The organism is Streptococcus sp. ST14, from assembly GCF_046098195.1.
Taxonomy (GTDB): Bacteria; Bacillota; Bacilli; order Lactobacillales; family Streptococcaceae; genus Streptococcus.
Map to the genome: position 1 here is coordinate 19,144 of NZ_JBJUSF010000020.1, position 22,153 is coordinate 41,296.

Annotated in this window: 21 protein-coding genes and 1 pseudogene; 2 read left to right on the top strand and 20 right to left on the bottom strand. The window is 32.7% G+C overall.

All coding sequences use genetic code 11. From position 1 onward, the window contains the following. Positions 1–26: 26 nt before the first annotated feature. The 3 genes from ACIY19_RS07310 to ACIY19_RS07320 are packed head-to-tail and all read right to left on the bottom strand — an operon-like array spanning position 27 to position 2,616. On the bottom strand, positions 27–1,895 hold the full coding sequence (locus ACIY19_RS07310; RefSeq protein WP_409003071.1) for an SAG1250 family conjugative relaxase: 1,869 nt from the start codon (positions 1,893–1,895) through the stop codon (positions 27–29). Beyond that, on the bottom strand, positions 1,882–2,247 hold the full coding sequence (gene mobC, locus ACIY19_RS07315; protein ID WP_409003072.1) for a plasmid mobilization relaxosome protein MobC: 366 nt from the start codon (positions 2,245–2,247) through the stop codon (positions 1,882–1,884). The genes ACIY19_RS07310 and mobC (ACIY19_RS07315) overlap by 14 nt, the downstream gene beginning before the upstream one ends. 9 nt (positions 2,248–2,256) lie before the next feature. After that, positions 2,257–2,616, bottom strand: coding sequence for an SAG1252 family conjugative relaxosome accessory protein (locus ACIY19_RS07320; protein ID WP_409003073.1), 360 nt, complete (start codon positions 2,614–2,616; stop codon positions 2,257–2,259). Between the two features lie 482 nt (positions 2,617–3,098). Here ACIY19_RS07320 and ACIY19_RS07325 point away from each other — a divergent pair. Next, positions 3,099–4,365 (top strand): annotated as a pseudogene (locus ACIY19_RS07325) (transposase). 113 nt (positions 4,366–4,478) lie between these two features. On the opposite strand, the gene ACIY19_RS07330 reads toward ACIY19_RS07325, so the two are convergent. The 8 genes from ACIY19_RS07330 to ACIY19_RS07365 all read right to left on the bottom strand — a co-directional run bounded on the left by ACIY19_RS07330 (position 4,479) and on the right by ACIY19_RS07365 (position 13,947). Beyond that, positions 4,479–6,218 carry a S8 family peptidase gene (locus tag ACIY19_RS07330; RefSeq protein ID WP_409003074.1) on the bottom strand — a complete coding sequence of 580 codons (1,740 nt, stop codon included), beginning with the start codon at positions 6,216–6,218 and terminating at the stop codon, positions 4,479–4,481. 23 nt (positions 6,219–6,241) lie between these two features. Continuing rightward, positions 6,242–8,350, bottom strand: a complete 2,109-nt coding sequence (locus ACIY19_RS07335) for a peptidase domain-containing ABC transporter (RefSeq protein WP_409003075.1) — start codon at positions 8,348–8,350, stop codon at positions 6,242–6,244. Next, a complete protein-coding gene (locus tag ACIY19_RS07340; protein ID WP_033607259.1) occupies positions 8,347–9,276 on the bottom strand; it encodes a M50 family metallopeptidase in 930 nt (309 codons plus the stop codon). The genes ACIY19_RS07335 and ACIY19_RS07340 overlap by 4 nt, the downstream gene beginning before the upstream one ends. Then, on the bottom strand, positions 9,257–9,961 hold the full coding sequence (locus tag ACIY19_RS07345) for a flavodoxin family protein (protein ID WP_033607257.1): 705 nt from the start codon (positions 9,959–9,961) through the stop codon (positions 9,257–9,259). The genes ACIY19_RS07340 and ACIY19_RS07345 overlap by 20 nt, the downstream gene beginning before the upstream one ends. A gap of 177 nt (positions 9,962–10,138) precedes the next feature. After that, positions 10,139–13,129 carry a type 2 lanthipeptide synthetase LanM family protein gene (locus tag ACIY19_RS07350; RefSeq protein ID WP_409003076.1) on the bottom strand — a complete coding sequence of 997 codons (2,991 nt, stop codon included), beginning with the start codon at positions 13,127–13,129 and terminating at the stop codon, positions 10,139–10,141. A gap of 117 nt (positions 13,130–13,246) precedes the next feature. Then, positions 13,247–13,435 (bottom strand): two-peptide bacteriocin subunit PneA2, encoded by a 189-nt coding sequence (gene pneA2, locus ACIY19_RS07355; protein WP_000786759.1) that lies wholly within the window; start codon positions 13,433–13,435, stop codon positions 13,247–13,249. A gap of 6 nt (positions 13,436–13,441) precedes the next feature. Then, positions 13,442–13,666, bottom strand: coding sequence for a two-peptide bacteriocin subunit PneA1 (gene pneA1, locus ACIY19_RS07360; protein WP_033607255.1), 225 nt, complete (start codon positions 13,664–13,666; stop codon positions 13,442–13,444). A gap of 101 nt (positions 13,667–13,767) precedes the next feature. After that, the gene (locus tag ACIY19_RS07365; protein WP_033607253.1) at positions 13,768–13,947 is read right to left on the bottom strand and encodes a PhrA family quorum-sensing system peptide; all 180 of its coding nucleotides are present in this window, start codon (positions 13,945–13,947) and stop codon (positions 13,768–13,770) included. Between the two features lie 187 nt (positions 13,948–14,134). Here ACIY19_RS07365 and ACIY19_RS07370 point away from each other — a divergent pair, with 187 nt between their 5' ends. Further along, positions 14,135–14,998 (top strand): helix-turn-helix domain-containing protein, encoded by an 864-nt coding sequence (locus ACIY19_RS07370; RefSeq protein ID WP_409003077.1) that lies wholly within the window; start codon positions 14,135–14,137, stop codon positions 14,996–14,998. Positions 14,999–15,102: 104 nt separating this feature from the next. Here ACIY19_RS07370 and ACIY19_RS07375 read toward each other — a convergent pair whose 3' ends face one another. The 9 genes from ACIY19_RS07375 to ACIY19_RS07415 form a co-directional block, all read right to left on the bottom strand. Next, on the bottom strand, positions 15,103–16,977 hold the full coding sequence (locus ACIY19_RS07375) for an SAG1250 family conjugative relaxase (RefSeq protein WP_033607249.1): 1,875 nt from the start codon (positions 16,975–16,977) through the stop codon (positions 15,103–15,105). Continuing rightward, positions 16,964–17,329 carry a plasmid mobilization relaxosome protein MobC gene (mobC, locus tag ACIY19_RS07380; RefSeq protein WP_033607247.1) on the bottom strand — a complete coding sequence of 122 codons (366 nt, stop codon included), beginning with the start codon at positions 17,327–17,329 and terminating at the stop codon, positions 16,964–16,966. Before mobC (ACIY19_RS07380) ends, ACIY19_RS07375 begins: the two co-directional genes overlap by 14 nt. 2 nt (positions 17,330–17,331) lie before the next feature. After that, positions 17,332–17,694 carry an SAG1252 family conjugative relaxosome accessory protein gene (locus ACIY19_RS07385; protein WP_033607245.1) on the bottom strand — a complete coding sequence of 121 codons (363 nt, stop codon included), beginning with the start codon at positions 17,692–17,694 and terminating at the stop codon, positions 17,332–17,334. Between the two features lie 296 nt (positions 17,695–17,990). After that, positions 17,991–18,281, bottom strand: a complete 291-nt coding sequence (locus ACIY19_RS07390) for a DUF5960 family protein (protein WP_001080187.1) — start codon at positions 18,279–18,281, stop codon at positions 17,991–17,993. Beyond that, on the bottom strand, positions 18,271–18,636 hold the full coding sequence (locus tag ACIY19_RS07395; RefSeq protein ID WP_000981959.1) for a hypothetical protein: 366 nt from the start codon (positions 18,634–18,636) through the stop codon (positions 18,271–18,273). The genes ACIY19_RS07390 and ACIY19_RS07395 overlap by 11 nt, the downstream gene beginning before the upstream one ends. Then, positions 18,633–20,048: a Y-family DNA polymerase gene (locus ACIY19_RS07400; RefSeq protein ID WP_409003078.1), complete on the bottom strand. Its 1,416-nt coding sequence runs from the start codon at positions 20,046–20,048 to the stop codon at positions 18,633–18,635. Before ACIY19_RS07400 ends, ACIY19_RS07395 begins: the two co-directional genes overlap by 4 nt. 2 nt (positions 20,049–20,050) lie before the next feature. Beyond that, a complete protein-coding gene (locus tag ACIY19_RS07405) occupies positions 20,051–20,734 on the bottom strand; it encodes a LexA family transcriptional regulator (protein ID WP_409003079.1) in 684 nt (227 codons plus the stop codon). A 183-nt stretch (positions 20,735–20,917) separates the two neighbouring features. Then, positions 20,918–21,205, bottom strand: coding sequence for a hypothetical protein (locus tag ACIY19_RS07410; RefSeq protein WP_409003080.1), 288 nt, complete (start codon positions 21,203–21,205; stop codon positions 20,918–20,920). Positions 21,206–21,253: 48 nt separating this feature from the next. Continuing rightward, the coding region (locus ACIY19_RS07415) for an AAA family ATPase (RefSeq protein WP_409003081.1) at positions 21,254–22,153 on the bottom strand (900 nt) is incomplete at its 5' end.

A 22,153-nucleotide genomic window follows, 5' to 3' on the forward strand; every position in this document is an offset into this window, starting at 1 on the left:
TTATACCACTATGTCAATTATAGAGATTAGTCCATCAAAATATTCTCTTGAAATTTTGGATTAGGATTATTAGTAGTAATATTTAACATTTTTACAAATTCTTCCAATATTCTAATCAGTCTTTCATACTCATAAAGATAATGACCTAGCTCCTCTTGTAATACTCTTATTTCTTCAGTCACTTGCTCTAGTGTAATTGATTCTGTTAAATTTAGTTTTGAAAAGTCATACCTTGCTAGTTTTCGACTATTTGGATCTTCACTCTTCAAATTGATAAGCACTTCCGCCATCTTGTTTAAGGTGGCGATTTTTTCATTTGTTTGAGTCAGTTTGATGTCTAGCTCTGCTATTTCTGCAACCAGTTCGTCTTTGATGTCCTGGTATTTTTTGTCTGTCTCTGTTAACTCAATCAAAAGATTAATCTCAGAAATCTTTTCTTGAAGTCGATCAACAGTCGGTCTTCTGTATGGTATTACTCGACTATCGTTGGTTAACTGTCTAATCAAGGTTCGCCCTTTAATATACTGATTCTTATCCGAATGTTCTTTGTTATAGACAAAATATGAGGTTGTCTCTCGGATATAGACTTTATATTTTTTCTGATTGTCTTCTTCAATAATATCTAGCTGATAATTAGGAATGAAAATAAGACCGCTCTGTTTGACACCGAAAGCCACCTTGATATAGACGCCCTCATCAACTAGCTTCTCAATTTGATGTTCTGCAAGTTCCACTTCAAATTCGTGAACGGCATCTCGTTTTTCCTTAAATGTCTCAAAGGCTTCCTCAATCTCTTCAGTGGATACTTTATCCTTATCTCGTTCTACTTGAAAAACATGGTACTGCTCCTTTAAATTTTCTAATCCTTCTAAATCACCGACTTCCTTATTTTTAAAATAATCATGAAAAAAATTGACATCATATAATTTCTTATCATTTATTTTTTTATGACCTAAACTTATCTTTTGATTATCTTCTTCCAGGATAAAAGTTACATTTTTGTGCTTTAAGTCAATGGTGAGATTCAATTCTTTTGCTTTTGTTATTAAATCTTCTAAAGAATTGACACGGTTCAACAAAAATTCTAAACGACTTTCAATCTCTTGCTTAGCAAAATGCATTCTAAAAAATTCTTCATCATATAGATCTCGTTTGCTGAGTTGGCGTCCTCGAATTGGTTTTGTCATTGCTCGATCCGTCATCATGAATCGACTATGCTTCTGAATAAAATCAATATGAACATGTAATTGTTCTGCTTTTTCCAAAAAATCCTCAAAGGACTTTGACTGCTGCATCAAAAAATAAAGACGTTGCTTTAATTCAAATTTATGACTAGACTGCCTATATTTTTGATAGTCACGGTAAGAAAAACTCTTCTCAATAATTTTCGCCCCAGCCACTTTAGAAATACGGTCTGAAATCATACGGAGATTTCGTTCCAAGACATAGTTCCATATCAACTTTTTATCTGAATTGCGGTCAATAGAGTTGATTAGGATGTGATTATGAACATGATCTTTGTCTGTGTGAGTTGCTACGATAAACTTAAAACGACCTCCTGTCAATTCCATCATGGTCTCATAACCAATGCGGTTAATTTCTTCAGGTGTCAGATTATCTTCAGGAGAAAATGATTGAATGAGGTGATGAGCATGAATAGTTTGTTGGTGTTTTTCTTGTCGGTCGTTTCTGGATTCGTACAACTTGTCATTATTGCTGAAGTTGACATTATACATCTCTACCATTTCTGCATGACTAGGGAAGTCCAAGTAATTGCTCATGCCAAAATCAGATACCAATTTCAAATTGTCCGTTTTATCAGGGTTGAGAATATACTTAATTAAACGCCTACGATATTTTTTTCCGTGCGTCGCAAAGTGTTTAGTAACTACCATGAAACTCCTTCAGTCTTTTCACCTCCACTTGAAATTCTTTGTCCACTTCCTTAATTAACTCTCCGACTCCTTTACTCAATTCTTGTAATTGGTCCTGAGAAATCAGATGGCTTTGATTAATCGCACGCGCAATTTGATTGATGTTATTTCCAATCCGTCTCAATTCAAAAACTAACTGGTCATAAGTATCAGTGTTAATCGTGACAAATGACATATTGGGATTAAGCAAAACTTTTCTGGCATAGACTGAGAAATTTTGACAATTGCTCTTAGCAATCCGTTCATTCAATTGGTGTAATTCTGGATCAGTTAGAAATACTTTTTTGAGATTGGTACGATAGCGATAAATCATTACATCCTCCTAACCCATATATTTTTCACGGAACTCACGACTGAGTGGCTGCACTTGATTCACTTCTGCAATCAATTCTTGAACGCAAGTCAATAAGATTGAGACGTGCTCTTGAGTCACTTGATGATTTTCTCTTGCGACAACCAGAACTTCATACACATCTCGACTAATCTGTTCAAACTTTTGAGACTGCCAAAGGGAGAACCAATTTTCAAAAATTCTATCCTGATAATTCTTTTTCAATAAATTTTGACGAAGAAATTCTGAGAAACTATCCACTTTTTGTTCCCTCATCATTTCTTTTATCTGTTTTTCTTCTTGTCTCGTAATTCTAAATTGCTTTCGGATTGACTTAATTTCTTGTCCCATTCTGATATCCCTTCAATATTCTACTTGTCTGACAGTGTCAGTCTACCTCACATTGTCAGTACGCTTCCTAAAGACCTCACTCGCTTCTTGTTCGGTCTTTGCGAGCTCAGATATTGTGTCCACAATATCCCAAAAATCATATCGCCAACCGACCAAAACCTTCCAGTTTTGACAGCTAACGATAAGATAACTTGGTGACTCCGCCCCCAAACCCCCAGAGAAAAATCTTAGTTGGATTTTTACAAGTTGAGAAAAGTATAACAAAGGAAAGTTGGAAATTTTATCACAGGAGAATGAGAGGATGAAAAAAGAGCCTTTCGACTCTTAAAATTGAACTTATCTCAATAGCAGAATTATCGGCTCTATAATATTTGTAGCGGGTAAATCCTCTATAGATATTATGGAGCCTATTTTTGTATAGAAAAAAAGTCCCATAAGATCTATAATGAAAAGCGACCAAACAACTCATTAGAAAGATTCATATGGAACAATTACATTTTATCACAAAATTACTAGACATTAAAGACCCTAATATACAAATTATTGATGTCATTAATAGGGATACCCACAAAGAAATCATCACTAAACTAGACTACGATGCCCCATCTTGCCCTTGTTGTGGAAGTCTAATGAAGAAATATGACTTTCAAAAAACGGCGAAAATTCCTTACCTTTAGACAACTGGTATGCCTACTAGAATTCTCCTTAAAAAACGGCGTTTTAAGTGCTATCAGTGCTCAAAAACGGCTGTCGCTGAAACTTCCCTCGTCAAGAAAAATCACCAACTCCCTCGTATCATCAATCAAAAGATTGCTCAAAAGTTGATTGGAAAGACTTCTATGACCGACATTGCTCATCAACTTTCCATCTCAACCTCAACTGTTATTCGCAAGCTCAATGACTTCCGTTTTAAGCATGATTTTTCTCGTCTACCAAAGATTATGTCCTGTGACGAGTACGCCTTTACCAAGGGAAAGATGAGTTTCATTGCACAAGATTTTGATAATCTCAACATCATCACTGTTCTTGAAGGCAGGACACAAGCTGTCATCCGAAATCACTTTCTTCGCTACGATAGAGCATTTCGATGTAAGGTGAAAATCATTACTATGGATATGTTTAATCCTTATTATGTCTTGGCTAAACAGCTTCGCTTTCTAATTTCTAGGCTCAGGCTAAAACAGTCCACTGGACTGTTTTACTCTAACATCTAAGCCGTGCTATGAGTCGTGTGCATACCCAAATCATGAATCAATTGGATCGAAAATCCCATGAATACAAGGCTATCAAGCGCTACCGGAAGATCATTCAACAAGATAGTCGGAAACTCAGCGATAAATGTTCTTATCGTTCTACTTTTCGTATGCACTTAACCAATAAAAAATCCTAGACAAGCTTTTGAGCTGTTCAGAAGACTTAAAACACCACTATCAGCTGTATCAGCTCTTGCTTTTTCACTTTCAAAATAAGGAACCAGAGAAATTCTTTGAACTCATTGAGGACAATCTAAAGCAGGTTCATCCTCTATTTCAGACTGTCTTTAAAAAATTTCTGAAAGATAAAGAGAAGATTGTCAATGACCTTCTACTACCCTATTCTAACGCCAAATTGGAAACGACCAATAATCTTATCGAACTTATCAAGCGAAATGACTTTGGTTTTCGAAACTTTGAAAACTTCAAAAAACGAATTTTTATCGCTCTGAACATCAAAAAAGAAAGGACGAAATTTGTCCTTTCTAGGTCTTAGCTTTTCTTCAACCCACTACAGTTGACAAAGAGACTTATGAGATAGATTCCTCTTTTGACTCATTTTAGTTGAACTGTAGGACTTACTTTTTCAGAAAGCTCCAAATTTTATTTTCATTTACTTTTTTGAGCCCATAAAATATTTACCATACTTATAAAAAGTAGTAATACTCCAACTAAACTGACTTGTAATGAATTATATGTATTTTCTGAAGTGTTAGGTAAATAATTTTGAGAGTACTCTTCTCGGGCAATAGTAATAATATTACGTGTGTTTATTTGTTTAATTTCAATAGTAGTTTGAATTCTCTTTTCCAACTCAATTAAATTAACATTATCTATGAAACTATCCCAACTTTGTTCATTTTTATATTCTGATTGTAGCATATTCAAATCATATTTCAATACGTTTGGTATATTTAACACTTTTATACCATTTTTTACTGGTAATGTTTCTTCCAGAATTTTTTTTACAAACATATAATTATATGGTTGAGCTTTTAATTTGTATTTATCAATAATCATTGCAATCGTACCAGAAACTTTAGGAGCAGCAAATGAGTTTCCATAAAGATACGTATATCCTCCTAGTGTTGCCGAAAAAATCCAATCTTCTTTATATTTTTCTGCATTAATAAAGTTATTAAGTCCTAATTCTGAAAGAGACAATGTTGAGCCTGCAGGTGCATATATTGCATCAGAATCCCCTCTATTGCTAAAATCTGATAAATTACCTAAGCGATCTATGCCTCCGACCGAAATTGTAGATGAGAAATAACTTGGAACATCCACTACTAATCCAGGTTTTCTTACTTTTTTGCGTGAACTAACAAGTTTCAATAAATCTGACTGATTTGATACATTTAGCGAGTCATTCCCTAATGCAGCTACTATAATTACTCCTTTTTGATTCGCGTAATCAATAGCTTTTTTATACTTCAAAAATGTTTCAAAATCATTCGTTCCGTCCTCATATTCTCCATCAATCATTAAATATTGTCCAGTACTAAGATTGATAATATCATTGCCATCATCTACAGCATCAAAAATTGCTTTTACAATCCAATCTGGACTAGCTGACGACTTACCAAATATTCTATAGACGTTAATATTAACGTGAGGATTTACTCCATTAATATTGTCATCCCCTACAATTTGAGCTACAACAGCCGTACCATGACCTAATCTATCTTGAATATCTGATATTATTCCTTCCTCTCCCTCCTCTTTTCCTAAATATCCTTTATTGGGGACATAGTTTTTTGAGTGATTTGAAAGATTTTTCAGTAATCCAGTATTTTGTAAATCGACTCCTGAATCTAAAATAGCAATTGAAACTTTAGAATTACTTTTAGAATATAATTTATAACTTTCGCCTCCACCAGTAACTTTATCTATATCCCATTCATATTTTCTTACAATCGACGATTCTAAGTTATCTTTGTCATGCTCTATATTTCCTCCTCTATTATCTAGATGAGAAACATTTTCCTTAATTTTATTATCTAAATTATCTTCGCCTAGTAAATTATTACTTTCAGAGTTAACAATATCGTTATTTATTTGTGGTTCAAGTTCCAATTTACAACAGTTTTTTTCTAAATGTTTATCTGTTGTTACAAATAATTCTGTCTTATCGATTTGAATACGAAATTTATTTTGGTCTACTTCTTCTTGATTTTTATTAGAATAGTCAACCTGTTTTTCATCAGATTCAGAAAAACTTTCGCTAGTCTGAGTGTGAGTTATATTGCCATCAAGATTTTTAGGTATTTCTTGAGCAGTAACAGAATTATTGAACAAACAAAAGAATAATATCGCTAAAGTCCAATATTTTTTTTTCATAATCTTCATAAATTTACCCTTTTAATCAAAAACTAATTATTTGAATACAATTGCTTATAAACGCCTCCTAGTTCAAGAAGTTCTCTATGGGTCCCAATCTCTACAATTTCACCATTATGCATTACTAAGATCTTATCTGCAGACTTGATAGTATCTAGTCGATGGGCAATTAAAATCTTAGTGGTACCGATTTCACTTAAGTAATAAGTTGTAATTTGTTGAGATAAATTATCTAAACTACTTGTTGCTTCGTCCAAAACAACTACCGAAGGTTTCGACAAAAGACAACGAGCTAAAAGTATCATTTGCTGCTGCCCTCCAGAAAAGTTATTACCTTCTTCAGCGATGATTGTCTCTAATCCAAGAGGTAAAGACTTAACTACATTGCTAAGACCAATTGAATTTAGATTTGTCATTAATTCTTCATCTGAAACAAAGTGTCCAAATGTCAAATTCTCTCTTAAGGTACCATAACTTAGGGTTGAATTTTGTAACACTGCTCCAAAAATCTTTCTATACAATGTTTGACCAATTTCTTCTTTTTCTACTCCATCAACTTCTATTGAACCAATATTAGGTTCTAATAAACCTAATAAAATTTTAGCTAATGTACTCTTACCTGAACCTGATTCTCCAACAATAGCAACAGTTTCTCCTTTTTTAATAGTAACATTTATTCCTTTCAAAACATAATCATCAAATAATCCATATTTATACCAAATATCTTTTAATTCTATTTTTTTATCAAATTTTATATCTTGACTGACTCTTTCTGGAATTAATTCGGATTTAGTATTAAACACATCCTCTATTCTTAAAAAATATCCCTTTAATAACATTAATTGTATATAGTTATCACTTAAAGAAATTATAGGAGAAATAAAGTATGGTGAGACTGTACTTATTGCTACAATTTGTCCTAACGTCAATTGTTCGAATGCTTTTATATTTACACCTACAATAAGGGTCAAAACAGGGAGAATAATTTGTAAAACATTCGTTATACTACTAACAATTGATAAATGTATATCAAGTTTTCGACCTATGATGAGCTGTTTTGTATTAAAATTATCCCATTTGTTAATCCAAAATTCCTCTTCTCCAGTTAGCTTAATATCACTATTTTTAGAAATTACTTCGGAAGTAATATTTTGAACATTAACCTTTTCTTTTATATTTTTATCAATTAAATTTTTTGAGATTTTTATGATTGGATACATTACAATAGATAGAGCTAGACTTAGTGATATTAAAAAGATCACCATGTACTTAGAAAAGCTAAATAAAACCACAGCATAAACCACAATCATTAACAAATCAAGTATAGCTGCTATAAAATTATTTGATAGTATTTCTCTTATATAAACAATAGAGTTAGCTCTAAAAAGTATATCCCCTAAAGTACGTTTTTCATAAAAACTGTAAGGTAAATATATCAAATGTTTCATAAAATCATAGCTAATCTCTTTATCCATTATATATTTTAAGGATGCAACATATATCTGTCTTAATAAATACATTAGTGAGAATGAAACAGTAAATATAAATAATATAGTAAATAACATTCTAGACGAATACGAATCGTCCTTGAAATTCGTGTCAATTATGTATCTATTAGCTATAGGTACTAATGATTGTATTACATACAATAATGCTGTTACAAAAAATAAAATCCCTAGCTTATTCCTATACTTAAAAAAATACTTTAAAACAGGCGACTTCTTATTATCTTTACGAGACATAAAGCTATCTAACTTTTTAAATGTTAAAATGATATTTGAATAATGCCTTTCAAATTCACTTATTGACATTCTCTGCCTGCCTTTTGCAGGATCTAAAATATAAAACTTGTTTTTACTAATTTTTTCAAGAATAATAAAATGAGAACTCTCCCAGAAGCAAATGAGTGGGAAACTGAGCGGTTTTAAATCTCTTACCGAAGCTTTAAAAGCATGAGAACTTATATTAAAATCTCCTAAAACTTTACTTATAGATAGGAGAGAATATCCAGATCTGGATGATGGGTAGATTTCACGTAGTTCATTTAAAGAAATCTCATATTTAAAATAGTTCAATATCATGGCACAGCATGCTAATCCACATTCTGAATTTTCCATTTGATATATCATTGGAATTTTCACAATACTTCCTCCTTGTTCAAAATAAAGTCGATAATTTCTTCTTGTCTAAAATCTACTAATTTCTTTAGATACTTAATCTTTTCTAAATATTTATTATTTTTCGAGTAAATATAGTTTGACAAGGTAAAAACAACTTCTTCTAAAGATAAGTTCTGTGGAATAATCCAATCAGAAGATTTATGTAGTAATTTATAGTACTCATGGATAATATTTTCCTGAATATTTGAATCAAAAACTTCATGATTAGCAATTGTAAATGCTGACCCTTCACCTTTCACTTCAAAGTAAAGGTTTATCAAACATTTTTCAAATTTTGAAAAAAAAGATTTTTCTTTAGAGGTTAATTTTGCAAAATCGTCGATTGTTATATAAGGATTATTATAGAGACTGTTCGCAAAGAATCTCTGATATGTTTTTGAATCTTTTGAATACAAAACTATCTCTCTAATAGCATTGCCATCTGTTCCATCAATTGGTAAACATACCGTGACTATAAAAAGAATTATATTCAAAATAAAAAATTCTGATGTGTACGGCACAAATCCCAAAAGTGCTAATATTGCGACAATTAGGTTAGCTCCACCTCCCCCAAAGAAGTAGAATACCAAATTCCTATCACTATTTTTTTCATTAGTAATGTTTCTATTACTCATTTGACAATAACCGAATGCTAATAACACTGGAAATTTGAAATACATTTTTTTTCTAAAATAGAAGAAAAAGGGAGTAGCAAGCATCTCTAGTTTATAAGATAAACATCTTCCCACTAAAAAATGACCTAGTTCATGTAATGTAATTGATATTAACGTAATTAAAATCAATCGAAAAAAATAGATTAATGAATCATTTGGAAAAAATATCAATAATAGGAATAATAACGGCGCCAAACATAAATATATGACAGAGTTATTTAATATTTTTAACATAATACCATTCCTCTAAACTATTAGCTTCAAAAAGGCATTTTTTCTCCCAATATATCTTCTCAAAATGTTCGGAATCATAATTTTCTAAAATTAATTTTAATGTCTGGTAAGCTCTTTCTTGATAATCCGTTGTTTTGTACTTAATTTTCCCTTCAAGTACATCTTCAATTTTATAAGTTGCCTCCATCAACTGAGCCTCTGCAATATCTTTGAGTGAATTGGTAATTGAAACTTGGTGTAAGATCTGTCCTCCCATATATGAAAATATATCTCTAAGATATTCTGACACATTATCAGAGCCGTTACTCTCAGAAACATCTAATGTTACAACAAACTTTCCAGCTAATCGAAAAAGATGACTCCACCCCCCAATCCTTTCAATAAAGTTTTTAGTGTCCACAGATACGTTTTGTAAATATACAGGAGAAGAGATAATTATAATATCAGAGTCTAATAACTCTTTTTTTATAATGCCTCCATCATCAGCATCACTTTGCCTATCAATTCCTTTCTGAAACAACTCTTCTGAATCAGAATTAGATATTTCTAGCTCTGAATTGAAAGGTGTCCTGAAAGATATATCAACATTATTTCTACTAGAAATGATACTTGAAAGTCTCTTAGTATACTCTAAAGTCTTAGAGTTACGATTTCGCACTCCTGCATATATAAATATTTTATTCATTTTAATTCATCCTCTCAATTTGAATTTAGTAGATTTTTCAAGATAGTATGGTTCAAAAACAGACTTTTGTTGGCTCACATTATTACATATGTTTTGTATTAAACTAGTCAATCTTGGTATTTTTATATTACTTAATAAGTGAACACCTCAATTTTAGAAACAAAACTATAAATTAAGCTAGATTTCAAGTAATGAGGGGATAACTATCTTTTTATCATTCTGATTCAGTGCGATATACCTTAAAAAAGTATAAGCAATACCAGTGACACCTGTATACAAAGAAAAATCTGGAAAATTGCTTGTTTGGACGATACGATACTCTCCTTCTTTTGATTTATTCATTATAACACTACACAATAAAGACTCCAATTCCATACTAGTGTCCATTTCTTTCATGAAGTCGATGTAAAAATTTATTATGGCCATACTTCCATGGCAAAATGTATCATTATCTAAACTAGCTACAATTTCCTCTGGAACACTTTGGGGATAATTAACTAATGTCCCAAATTCTCCACTACACCACTTCAAAGAATGAATTTGGACTTTCTCCCTAGGAACTAGTTGTAAAATTAATTCTTTATATTTTTTAAGTCTTGTCTCTTTATAAATATTTTTCAATGTAAAAATTACACCTGATAGTCCATGACCAAAACTATATCCAAAATTACTATTATCTCTCTCGCTTACATCATTATATAGCGTATCACCTAAACTTAATACTAGCCTTAGAACACGTTCCCTCTCTATTCCTCTCCTATAATATCTTATCAGTGTATTAATTAAAGGTAGAAGACCATTAATATAGTCAGACTTGTTTGAAACACTTGCAAAATTAGTCTTTTCAAGCTCAGTTAAAACACTCTTTATATAATTTAAGCATGCGAGAGTATTTGTATCGTAATCCTCTATAATGGATAGAACAATGAAATATCCTAGATCACCAGTTAAACCAAATGTGGTCTTAGATAAAGAAACAGATGGCGGAATTGCAGATAACATTTTATTGTACAGTTGAGTATATGATGATTTATCTTTCAATAATTTTACATAGTACATAAACAGTAGTATTCCAGCTCTCCCCCTATACATATCATTACCCGTTTGTTCAAGACACCATTTTGAATCTTTAAAATTAACAGGTATACTCCAAATTGGATATTCGTCATAAATATTATTAATAACCAAAGAGTCTGCAATATTCTCTACTTCATTATGCAGAATTGTAAGTAAACTTTCATTTTGGAGTTTTTCTCTATTAGATAAGTTTAATTTGTATCCTTTTTTTCGCTGATCAAAGCTTGGAAAATAAATTTCAATGATATCAAGTTGCTTTTCTAAATCTTCCAAATTATTGTTAGGTAAATATTTCATAAAATAGTCATATCCAGAAAATTGATGTAGGGAAATAAAATGATTTCCAAAATCATCGTAGATTTCGTTGAAATGTGTATCTGTATAAAAAATCGGAATATCTAATAACCTCATTTGTTCACATTCACTTGCTACAATACCTTGATTAGAAAACTTATTGCTCCAGAGATTTTCCAATGCTTTTTCTCTATCTAACATTTCTTCATAAAAATCAGGATGATATAAAAAAGATAGTACTGAAGCATAGCTATTTGTATCTCTAAAAAGTACCCTTGTCTTTAAACCATACAAGTTTGCTTTTAATAGCATTTTAAATTCTTCTGTTTTATTTAACTCTTCAAATATCAGATAAAAATCCCTAAAACCTCTTTTGAAATCTTTTATATACTTATCAAAATCTATATCACCATCCCGAATAGGGAGGTTTTTCCCACCTTCAAAATCAATTTTCCCAATATCAAACTTTACCTTATCAGTATTTAAATTAATTAAAACTTGACCATTAAAAGCATCCTTCTTAAAACTTCCTGTAAGAGCACTCATCTCAACATCAAGACCATCCTCCCTTTTCACTCCCTCTGTTGGAAGAAGCAAAGTTCGAGTCACCCTGTGAAACAGAATATCCAGCAAACTCTGAGCAGTTTTATCATCAAATAGAGGTTGCTGTAACATTGTTTCAAAGTCTATTACTACAGGCATATCTCCATAGGAAATCAAATTTTCAAAATGTATATCACTCCCATTAAATAAATATATAAATGCTAAAAGTACACCGAAATTATAATAATATTCAGGTAATTTTTTCTTTTGCTCTAGAGGTAGATAATCAATAAATTCTTCATAGCTGTGATCCGAATAAGCAATAGTTCGAGGTATTCTTATCCTAATTTTTTCATCAACCTTTCGGATATACTCAGCAATAGTATTTAGTGAGTTATTGATTATTAAATTTTTAGGCTTGTAAACAATTTTCGTGTCATCAAAGAAGAGTATCAAAACCGTTTTTCCTTCGCTGTGTGTATCACCCTTTCCAAATTTTATATCATTTAATTTCCCCCTTAGCCCTAATTCTTCTTCTAGTACACTAAAATCATTTTCTAAATTTGATAAAATTTCTATAAAATAAGTATAGAACCGAAGACAAGACTCCGATATTTGCCTCAATAAAACGGGATATTTGTTATAAAAATTTAATAGATGATCTTCCTTGTCAAGCAATGTTATAAAATATTTGTACCGTTGCTGCTCCGATTCCCCTTCAAGCAAACCTTTTTCACGCAATGAATTTATCTCTAAAACCAAAGGTTTAACAATCCAAGGATAGATTAAATCTTCTAAATAAAATACTAGAGAGGAAAGAATATTTCCATTCTTGTCAACCCACTCGTATTCTTTATTATCTAGATAATTATTGATTAATTTAAGCAAATTAATAATAAAGGGTTCCAAAATTCTAGAAAAATCTTTCTTAAAATTAATTCTTTGGGGATGTTTTCTAAATATTTCAAATGAACCCTCCGCAAATTTATACCATTCCGAATTTTCAGCATATTCTGAATATAGTCTTATCTGTTCCTCAGTATAATCATAGTTCACAGTGTTAGAAAATATTTTTTTATTGTAATTATTTAATTTCAACATTTCTTCAAAAGTTTTTTCAGAAATAATTGACATTGTAGAACGCCAATTATTTAATGAAAAGTTATTTAAGGAATTATCATTTCGTTCAGATAATATTTGATATCTTTCCTTAATAAACAATGTTTTATGCACATTTTTAATTTTATATTTCATTTACTTACCTCCAACCTATACGACTTATTATTGTTTTTTAATAAAAAACCTCTCTCAAAATTATTAGTTACGAGAGAGGAAAATAAAGAGCAACTTTTATTTTTAAAATTGAATATTTTATTTTTTCTTGTTATCTTTGCCACAACGAGTCTGAGCTGAACCCAAATATGATGCAATAAAACTTAATGTAGCAGAACATATAATTGTTGATCTAGGGTCAGCACCATCTGTGCCACCATAAACCAATTGCATTTCTTCAAGGGATAATTCTTTCAAACTCTTTCCGATTACAAAATCATTTTTCATTTTAATTTACCCCAAACAATCATTATTGTAGCTAACTAGCCCCCCAACACCAGAAACAAGTGCACTAATACATACTTTCGAGCTAGCTGCAGCTGATTTCAAAATTAAAGGAGTAGGCGTCCAACGTGGCTCTGCACCATCAGATGCACCATATATTAAACTCATTTCATCAGCAGACAATGATTTTAAACTTTTTCCACAAAATTTTTCGTTTGAATTAAAGTTAGTCATAAGTAATAACTCCTCCTTATAAAAAGTTAAATAAGTTGCTCTATATTTTTTGTTTTTTAGATAAATTATAACTCTATCATTCTCGTGCAAAATACCGGGTTTTAATCTGCCTTACCTACATCAAGACCACTGGATTTATTTTGTACTCCTATCCTCACTTCATAAGAGAAGGCTGAAGTATCTTTCGGATTCGGTTGTCTGTAAAAAAAGACGTTGCTAAATGCGATAGAACCTAACAATAAGAATGCCATCAACTGATTAATTCCACGTTTTTTTCTCATGTGATGAAAGCCCTTTCTTTTTCCTTGACTTTATTTTAACTGATATATCTCATAAAGTCAAGAATTTATATTTATATTTGGAATTTTTTTCTTTTATATTCCTAAAAAGAATAAATAGATCTTAATAATTGCTATTTTTAACTAAAAGAAATATAATTAAGTTAAGTAGAAAGGAATAATATTTTTTATGAATATACTCGCTGAGAAATTCAGAGTAAAGAGAAAAGAGTTAGGTCTCTCCCAACAAACTCTTGCAGAAGGAATTTGTGAACAAAGTCAGATTAGTAAAATTGAAAGAGGTCATTTTATTCCCTCCGCAGACTTGTTATTCAAACTCTCTCAACGACTTGAAGTCCCTTTGGATTACTTTTTCAATGAACAAATCGAAGTTAAGTCTAACCTCTCTAACTTTAAGCAATTAGCTGCTCGCTTATTAGATGATAGGAATTATGACGATTTAGAATATCTTTATAAAATAGAGGCTGAACGAAGCACTTTTCTAACACTAGAAGACCGAACTTACCTTGAATGGATTAAAGCTATAATTGACTTCTATCAATATGACAGTAAGTGTGAGGCAATTTCTTCATTGGAAAATATATTATTAAAAGTCTCCTCAAATACTCTGATTTATTTAAAAGCATTGAATACTCTATCTAATTTCTATTCCTTAGTGGGTCGTGAACAAGAATATGAGGCAAACTACTCTCAATTGATGGAGTTATATAAGACAAAAAATTTTGAGTATCAAGAGTTTTTATTTGGCTACATCAGAGTTCGTTACAACTACGCTCACTACCTAGTATCAAAGGAAAAATATAATGAAGCCATCCAAGAAGCACTTGAGACGATTGAACTCTGTAAACAAAGACAGACAAGCTACCAACTGGCTCCCTTACTTATTCTTGTAGGAAATGCTGGAGCCAAATTTCTAGACAAAGAACAAGTCAAAAATTATTATATAGAAGCAAGAGAGTTATGTAAGATTTATAACAATCCTTTAATGTTGATGAAGATAGAAAACTATTTGAAGGAATTAGATATTGTTTAGTTAATCTTGACATTATAGTTTTTCTGAAACGTTAAATAACCTGTAAGGCTGATAGTGAGATTAATACTATCAGCCTTATAATTTTTCCATGGTATCTCAAACAACTAGATTGATTTATTTTCGTGTTCTAAATTGGTGATATTTTGACGCCTTGTGTTATCAAGTATATTGATAAAATTCTCCAGTCTCCTAATCTTGTATTCGTAATCATCTATCGATTTCATCATGGATTTTTGATTTTCTTCAATCTCTTTCTCCACCTGCTCCATTTTAATGGCTGTCGTCATGTTCATCTTAGCATAATCATATTTTGCCAATCTTCTATTTTCTGGGTCAGAATTATTGAGATTAATTAGTACTTCTGCTACCTTATTAAGATGAGCTAGTTTATCCTGCAAATCTGTAATAGTCAAATCCAGTTGGGCGATGTCTCTGATTAACTCATCTTTGATTTCCTGGTAAGATTGGTTGCTGTTTTCTAACTCAATGAGAAGATTGATTTCTGCTATCTTCTCTTTAAGACTGGCAATCATTGTCCGCCTACGTTTAGGGATATGCGTGCTGTCGTGAGTAAGTTGACGGATTAGTTCACGCCCTCTCATGTAACGATTGAGATCTGAACTTTCTTTGTTATAAATGAAAAACTGGGCGGTCTCTCGTATAAAAACATGATAGGACTTGCCCTTATCACTCTCGTGAATATCTAGGTTACGATTTGGTATAAAGACCAAGCCGTCTTTTTTGATGCCGTAATTCATCTTGATTAAAAGACCATCCTTAACCACCTTATCAATCTGATGGTCAGCTAGAACAACTTCAAACTCTTGAATCTTATCCCGCTTCTCCTTGAAATCCTTGTAGGCTGCTAGGAGTTCCTCACTAGGGAGTTTATTCTTGTCCTGATCTTCTTGATAGGTCTTAAAATCAGCGACAAGATTAGTCAAGTCAGGATCTGTTATAGATTCTCTTTGGTCAAAATAATCTTCAAAGAACTGGACATCGTACAAGTTCTTCGTACTAATCTTTTTATTCTCTATAGAAATGGTTCGACCGTTCTCAGTCAAGGTAAAGGTCACATGTTTTTTCTTCAGGGAGATTGTCAGGTTTAACTGCTCTGCCATTTCAAAAAGATGAGAGAGGTCACGGGCTCTAGGCAAAAGAAAATCCAATCGCTGCTCAATGGCTCGTGTCGTAAAATGCTCTCGGAAATAGTCCTCGGTGTAGGGCTGTCTCTTATCCAGTTGCTTACCGCGAATGATCTGTTTCATCTCTCGGTCAGTCATGAGGAATCTGGCGTGCTTGTGAGAAAAATCCATCTCCACGTTTAGAGCAGGAGCCTTGGCCAAAAAGTCCTCAAAGTTTTTGCTGTGTTTCATGAGAAAATAAAGCCGTTGCTTGAGTTCAAACTTATGATTGGTCTTGCGGTAAGCCTCAAACTTCTCGTGCGAATAACGGTTAGGCTGGATAATCGTTGCCCCTGCTTCCTTTGCCAAGCGGTCAGAAATCATGCGAAGGTTTCTCTCTTGAGCGTAATCCCATTTGAGCTTCTTGTCAGAATTGAGGTCCACAGAGTTTATCAGGATATGATTATGCACATGGTTTCTATCTGTGTGGGTTGTCACGATAAAACGAAAGTTTCCACCTGTCAGTTCCTTGATAGTCTCGTAGCCAATGCGGTTGATTTCCTCTGGTGTCAGCTTATCATCAGGTGAGAAAGACTGAATCAAGTGATGGGCATGAATTTTAGTTTGTTTGACCTGTTGGCGGTCGTTTCTGGAATCGTAGAGCCTGTCATTGTTAGTTAAGTTGGCCTCATACATATCCACCATCTCCTCATAACTAGGAAAAACCAAATAGTTCCTCATGCCAAAATCAGAAACCAACTTCAACCGCTCCGTCTTTTCAGGATTGAGAATATACTTGATAAGGCTCTTGCGGTACTTGGTGCTGTGAACCGCAAAGTGCTTAGTGACTACCATAAAACTCCTTCAGTTGCTGGCATTTAATATTAAAGTCACTTTCAACTTCTTTAATCAATTGACCAATGCCCTGTACCAACAACTCACGGTCACATGGTTTTAAGATGTGAGTCTGATTGACCGTCCGTGCAATTTGATTAAGGTTGTTTCCGATACGTTTCAGTTCAAAGACCAGATCTTCATAGTTGCTGGTGTCAATGGTTAGGAAGGTCATGTTAGGGTTAAGCAAAACTTTTCTGGCATAAGCAGAGAAATTTTTACAGCTACTCTGTCCGATACGGTCGTGCAAGGTCGCAAGTTCCTGGTCTGTCAGAAAAACTTTTTTAAGATTAGTTCGGTAACGATTTTCCATCCCTAACCTCCCATGTACTTGTCCCGAAAGTCTTGACTGAGTGGGATAGCCTGGTTAACCTCTGCTATTAGCTCCTTTACGCAGGTCAAGATAATCCGTAAGTGATCTGCCGTGATTTGGTGGCTTTGTTCAGCCAAGGTAGTCACCTGTAAAATATCTCGGCTGATTTGTTCAATCTTTTGGGATTGCCAGAGGGTAAACCAATCCGTCATTGACTTTCTTCCCTCGATTGCATCAAGTAGCTTTTGACGAACAAAGGGAGAAAATTGCTCTACATGTTCCTGTTTCATCAGCTTCTGAATCTGTTCCAGCTCCTCTGGTGTCAGATTGATTTCCTTACGGATAATGCGGTATTGGTCTGTCATCTTGTCATACTCCTTCTCTACTTGCCTCTATCGGGGCATCCCCGATATCGTATGGGATACGGGTGCTTCCTAAAAGCCTCAAAAGGTTCTTTTTCGGCTTTTGCGAGCTCAGATATTGTGTCCACAATATCCCAAAAATCATATCGCCTGCCATTTCAAACCTCACGGTTTAAAAAACAAACGATATGAAAATGTGGTGGCACGCCCCCAAACCCCCTAGATAAATCTAAATTAAAAAAAGTATAACAAATACTTTTTGATAAAATTATCACAGAAAAAAGAGCCCTATCGGACTCTTACAAATTAAAACAATGTCTCTGATATTCATACTGCCTAATCCCACTACTATCTTTGTTCATCTTGATAGAAAAAACAAAGTAATGATCACGATTGTCTAAAGATTTGCTTTTGTTTAATTTAAAATAATGTTTCTGAGACATAGCCATGGTGCGTAAAATATCATCAGTGATAAATGTCAATGGTATATCTAAAGCAGAATACTTGTAAAAATCTGACTCAAACCTTAAATAAGAATCAGAAAAATAATCTAGCTGTAATTTATCATCATATAATTCTTTACGATTCATATAAATCTACCCCTTCTATCTGTATATCGAGTATATCTCCCCATCTTAATCGAAGAAAACCAGAGTCTGATTTAATGGATATAGACTCTCTCCCAATCTCTTTAACAATACCCGATACTACTTTTCTTCTATTTGAGAGCTTACAAACAAAAGTTGCTGGGAATACATTCGTATAAAGTTGACGAACAAATAGAACTTTCTCTTCCATTGATAGGAAAATGGAGATGTCTTCTCTATTTTTTTCTTCCCAAAGAGAACTGGAATGTTCTGACAAAAAGAATCCCATCCACTTAGCCATCCCACGGTCTTGATACTCTCTTGCAGACAAAAAAGGTAAATAAGAACGATTCATCATTTTAGTCCATCTAATCCTCCAGCTGAATGACCACCAATGAGTTTACTTCTTGCGATTGTTCTAGAAGCTTGATCCAGGGCATTCCCTTTCAATAGTGAAGTAAAACCAAATTCTGTTCGAATAGCATCGATTGCGGACTGGAGCCTTTCTTCTTTTTCTATTTTCTCAACATCATCAAATAATGAAATCAATCCAAATGATTCATCTACTAAACCTGAATAGCTCACTGCAACACTTCTGATAGCTCCTGAAGTATATTTAGTGTGAAATAACTTTAAAACATAGTTTGTCAGTAGTGCTGTTTGATTAGTTGGTTCAATCTTCATTTGAGTATGAATAGATCGTTTCTGTTCCACTTTAGAATACCCTAAGTGTATAGAAACCACAGTTGCTTTCTTACCAGCTCTTCTCAATCTAACAGCAACTTGTTCTGCCATCTCACGAAGTATGATCTCAATATCTCTTTGTTTGACATAATCTCTAGGTAAAACTTGAGAGTTCCCTATCCCTTTTGACTTTGGCTTATAAGGTTTATGAACATTACTTTCATCAATCCCATTAGCATGAAACCATAACTCTAGTCCCATAATCCCAAGCTCTTTTTTAATCAAGTCAGGATTAGCCTTAGCCAATTCTTTAATCGAAAAGATGCCTAAACTATGTAATCTCTTCTCCATCCGATTCCCAATTCCCCAGAAATCTGTCATTTTAGGGATAGACCATACTTTCTTTTCAATATCTTCATAGGACCAATTGGCTCTCATTGTCGGAGTTTTTTTAGCCTCATTATCAAGTGCTAACTTAGCTAATAAGGGATTGGCATTAGACATACCTACCGTTGAATAGATTCCTGTTTTTCTCCAAATCTTTTTTTGAATAGCAGCTGAGATGATGTCTAACTTATCTTTTCGACTAATACTTTTATCAGGCACAAAATAATTTAATGAACTGGTTAAATCTATAAATCCTTCATCAATTGAGTAGGGATAAATATCTTCTGGTGCTGCAAAATCTTGAAAGATTTTTTGAATCTCCATATTGACTGCAATATAAGTATCCATTCTCGGAGGAACAATCACTGTTGATTTTGCCCAGTCCTCTATATAACGGACATAGTCTATCGTTGTCGGCAAACCTTGTTTTCTAGCATTATAGTAAGAGAACTTTCTAGTCTTTACATCAAATGGTAAATCATAGGAACGTCCAACATTTGATTTCCCAAATACCTTCTTAAACATAGGAGAGGAAGCAAGGATTAACCCAGCAGAATTATCTGCTCGACTCATAACACAAAGTGAAGTCTTAAGTGGATGCAGGCCTCTATCTACACACTCCACACTTGCATAAAAAGATTTCATATCAATAAAGGCAATATCGCTTTTAGGTTCGAGACTATAATCAAACCAAGTCATACTCAGTCCTCTAAAGGCATAAAGTTTCCAACAATTTTCCCTATGATACGAGGATTCTCATCATAAGGCGCAAACTTATCTGAATAGTTCCGATTGAGTGAAACTAAACGTAGCCCATTTTCTTCACGATACACTTTCTTGATATAGGTTTGACCATCCCAATCTATGGCATAGATAGCTCCATCATAATCAAATCCTGTTTGCTTAATAAGGGCTACAGAACCATTTTCATATGTTGGTTCCATCGAATTACCAAACACCCATGATGCAAAGTCATAATCAAATTGGTGATTAAAGTAAACTGTATCGTAATTACCATCATCAAAATAAGCTGTTCCTGTACCAGCTGATAATTTTTCGTAGACCTTATAAGCAAAACGCTCAGGAATGTCTACAACCTTCTCATTCTGTTTGTTCAACAATTCTGTAGCATAATGAAGTGTCGCTTTTTGATTCTTTTCCGTTAGCTTGAGATAAGTTTCAACTATTTCATACTCTGATTCAAAATAGCGAGGGTCGACAGTTAAAATCTGGCTCAACTTACTTAGATTATTTTGATTCGGTTTTGTTTTACCTGATTCCCAATTAAAGTATGAGGCTCTACTGATTCCCAAACTGGATGCAAGTTGTGATTGCGATAACCCTTGACTTTCTCTTTTTTCTTTTAATTTAGTGGGTGAAAACATTTGTTCTCCTTTTTGTAAGTTTATTAACTAACAAAAAGGATACCATAGCTGATGGAAAAAATCAAGAGTTTAATAACCCCCAAGTTCTAATTCCGAGAATACATTTGAAATAAAAAAGAATGCTGACAAATCAACATTCTTATATATGTGAAAATCTTATTAACCGTTCCAAAAACTATTTTATTACATATTTCCTTTATCTATTTGATACTTTTTAGCAATTCTGGTAGCCTCAGAACGGTCAAATCTATTAGTATCGAAATAATAGAAATATGGAACTGCATAGCCATAGGATACTTCTAATTGAGTTTCTTTCTCCAATAATTTAACTAGTTGATATGTGTACTTCTTGCAAAACATCGAATATAGAGAGCTGAATTGATACTCAAATACAATTCCTTCTCTTTCAAACTCAGAAATAATGGCTTCAAAATCATTCCCTAACATATTTCTTACTTCTTGTAATTTCATAACTTACTTCCTATCCTTCTTTTTCTTTCATTTTATTAATTATATTTTTTAAGAAATCATCGAATCATAATGTACTTTATCAAGTTTCTGAATGAGATTCATCAAAAATTTTGCATTCGCAATCACAGCATCTGAACGATAAGGCGTGTGCGAAAGCACATTTATAAAACTTAGTAACTCACCTAATTTCCTGCGATAGTTATTACTAAGTGGTTCACCAGTTGCTTTCATATAAAATTCTTCAATTGCTGAATGATTACTACGTTGAGGTAATAGATTTGGCTTTTTAAAATATAAAAATTCTTCAAAAACTCTTCTCATGCTATTAGCAGTATGATATCTTTCGGCTTCAGTAAGCTCTTCTGAATAATTTTTTCTACTTACCTCTATAATTTCTTTGAATAGTAGTTTATAAGGAGGTAAATTTTCATGAATTTTCCTAACCTCGCTCGTTTCTTTTTTGTACACTTCAAATAACGAATAAACATTTTCATCATTCAAACGGTAGCCTAAGCTACTGAAATCATTCCAAGAATGAGTAAAGATAAAAACTTGTGGTTGGTCTTCTTCAAAAATCCTTTTTATAATTTCTAGTACATAAAATCTATTCGATTCATCTAAACTAGATATCGGGTCATCAACAACAATTAACTCAATTGTTTCTTTTATTTGTAATTGTTCTTTATCAGAATACAACTCAAAATAAAAAAATAACAAAGCTAATAGATTTTTTTCACCCTCACTAATATCATTTATTGACAAAACAACATCGTGAAAATTATGCTGAAGATAATAATTTTTACCATGTAATTGTAAAGAGAATTGAATCCCTAAATCTTTCAACACTTCATTCAAAAACTCCGCAAAATCGGATAAAGTCCGTATAATTGTGTAAAAGTAAAAAGGCCATATAACAGTCCTTTTACGGTACAATGTTTTTAACGACAA

Bases quoted from the DNA above. Each gene is read 5' to 3' on its own strand.
- ACIY19_RS07310 (WP_409003071.1), bottom strand. From the start codon at position 1,895: ATGGTAGTTACTAAACACTTTGCGACGCACGGAAAAAAATATCGTAGG.
- mobC (WP_409003072.1), bottom strand. From the start codon at position 2,247: ATGATTTATCGCTATCGTACCAATCTCAAAAAAGTATTTCTAACTGAT.
- ACIY19_RS07320 (WP_409003073.1), bottom strand. From the start codon at position 2,616: ATGGGACAAGAAATTAAGTCAATCCGAAAGCAATTTAGAATTACGAGA.
- ACIY19_RS07330 (WP_409003074.1), bottom strand. From the start codon at position 6,218: ATGAAGATTATGAAAAAAAAATATTGGACTTTAGCGATATTATTCTTT.
- ACIY19_RS07340 (WP_033607259.1), bottom strand. From the start codon at position 9,276: ATGTTAAAAATATTAAATAACTCTGTCATATATTTATGTTTGGCGCCG.
- ACIY19_RS07345 (WP_033607257.1), bottom strand. From the start codon at position 9,961: ATGAATAAAATATTTATATATGCAGGAGTGCGAAATCGTAACTCTAAG.
- ACIY19_RS07350 (WP_409003076.1), bottom strand. From the start codon at position 13,129: ATGAAATATAAAATTAAAAATGTGCATAAAACATTGTTTATTAAGGAA.
- pneA2 (WP_000786759.1), bottom strand. From the start codon at position 13,435: ATGAAAAATGATTTTGTAATCGGAAAGAGTTTGAAAGAATTATCCCTT.
- pneA1 (WP_033607255.1), bottom strand. From the start codon at position 13,666: ATGACTAACTTTAATTCAAACGAAAAATTTTGTGGAAAAAGTTTAAAA.
- ACIY19_RS07365 (WP_033607253.1), bottom strand. From the start codon at position 13,947: ATGAGAAAAAAACGTGGAATTAATCAGTTGATGGCATTCTTATTGTTA.
- ACIY19_RS07370 (WP_409003077.1), top strand. From the start codon at position 14,135: ATGAATATACTCGCTGAGAAATTCAGAGTAAAGAGAAAAGAGTTAGGT.
- ACIY19_RS07375 (WP_033607249.1), bottom strand. From the start codon at position 16,977: ATGGTAGTCACTAAGCACTTTGCGGTTCACAGCACCAAGTACCGCAAG.
- mobC (WP_033607247.1), bottom strand. From the start codon at position 17,329: ATGGAAAATCGTTACCGAACTAATCTTAAAAAAGTTTTTCTGACAGAC.
- ACIY19_RS07385 (WP_033607245.1), bottom strand. From the start codon at position 17,694: ATGACAGACCAATACCGCATTATCCGTAAGGAAATCAATCTGACACCA.
- ACIY19_RS07390 (WP_001080187.1), bottom strand. From the start codon at position 18,281: ATGAATCGTAAAGAATTATATGATGATAAATTACAGCTAGATTATTTT.
- ACIY19_RS07395 (WP_000981959.1), bottom strand. From the start codon at position 18,636: ATGATGAATCGTTCTTATTTACCTTTTTTGTCTGCAAGAGAGTATCAA.
- ACIY19_RS07400 (WP_409003078.1), bottom strand. From the start codon at position 20,048: ATGACTTGGTTTGATTATAGTCTCGAACCTAAAAGCGATATTGCCTTT.
- ACIY19_RS07405 (WP_409003079.1), bottom strand. From the start codon at position 20,734: ATGTTTTCACCCACTAAATTAAAAGAAAAAAGAGAAAGTCAAGGGTTA.
- ACIY19_RS07410 (WP_409003080.1), bottom strand. From the start codon at position 21,205: ATGAAATTACAAGAAGTAAGAAATATGTTAGGGAATGATTTTGAAGCC.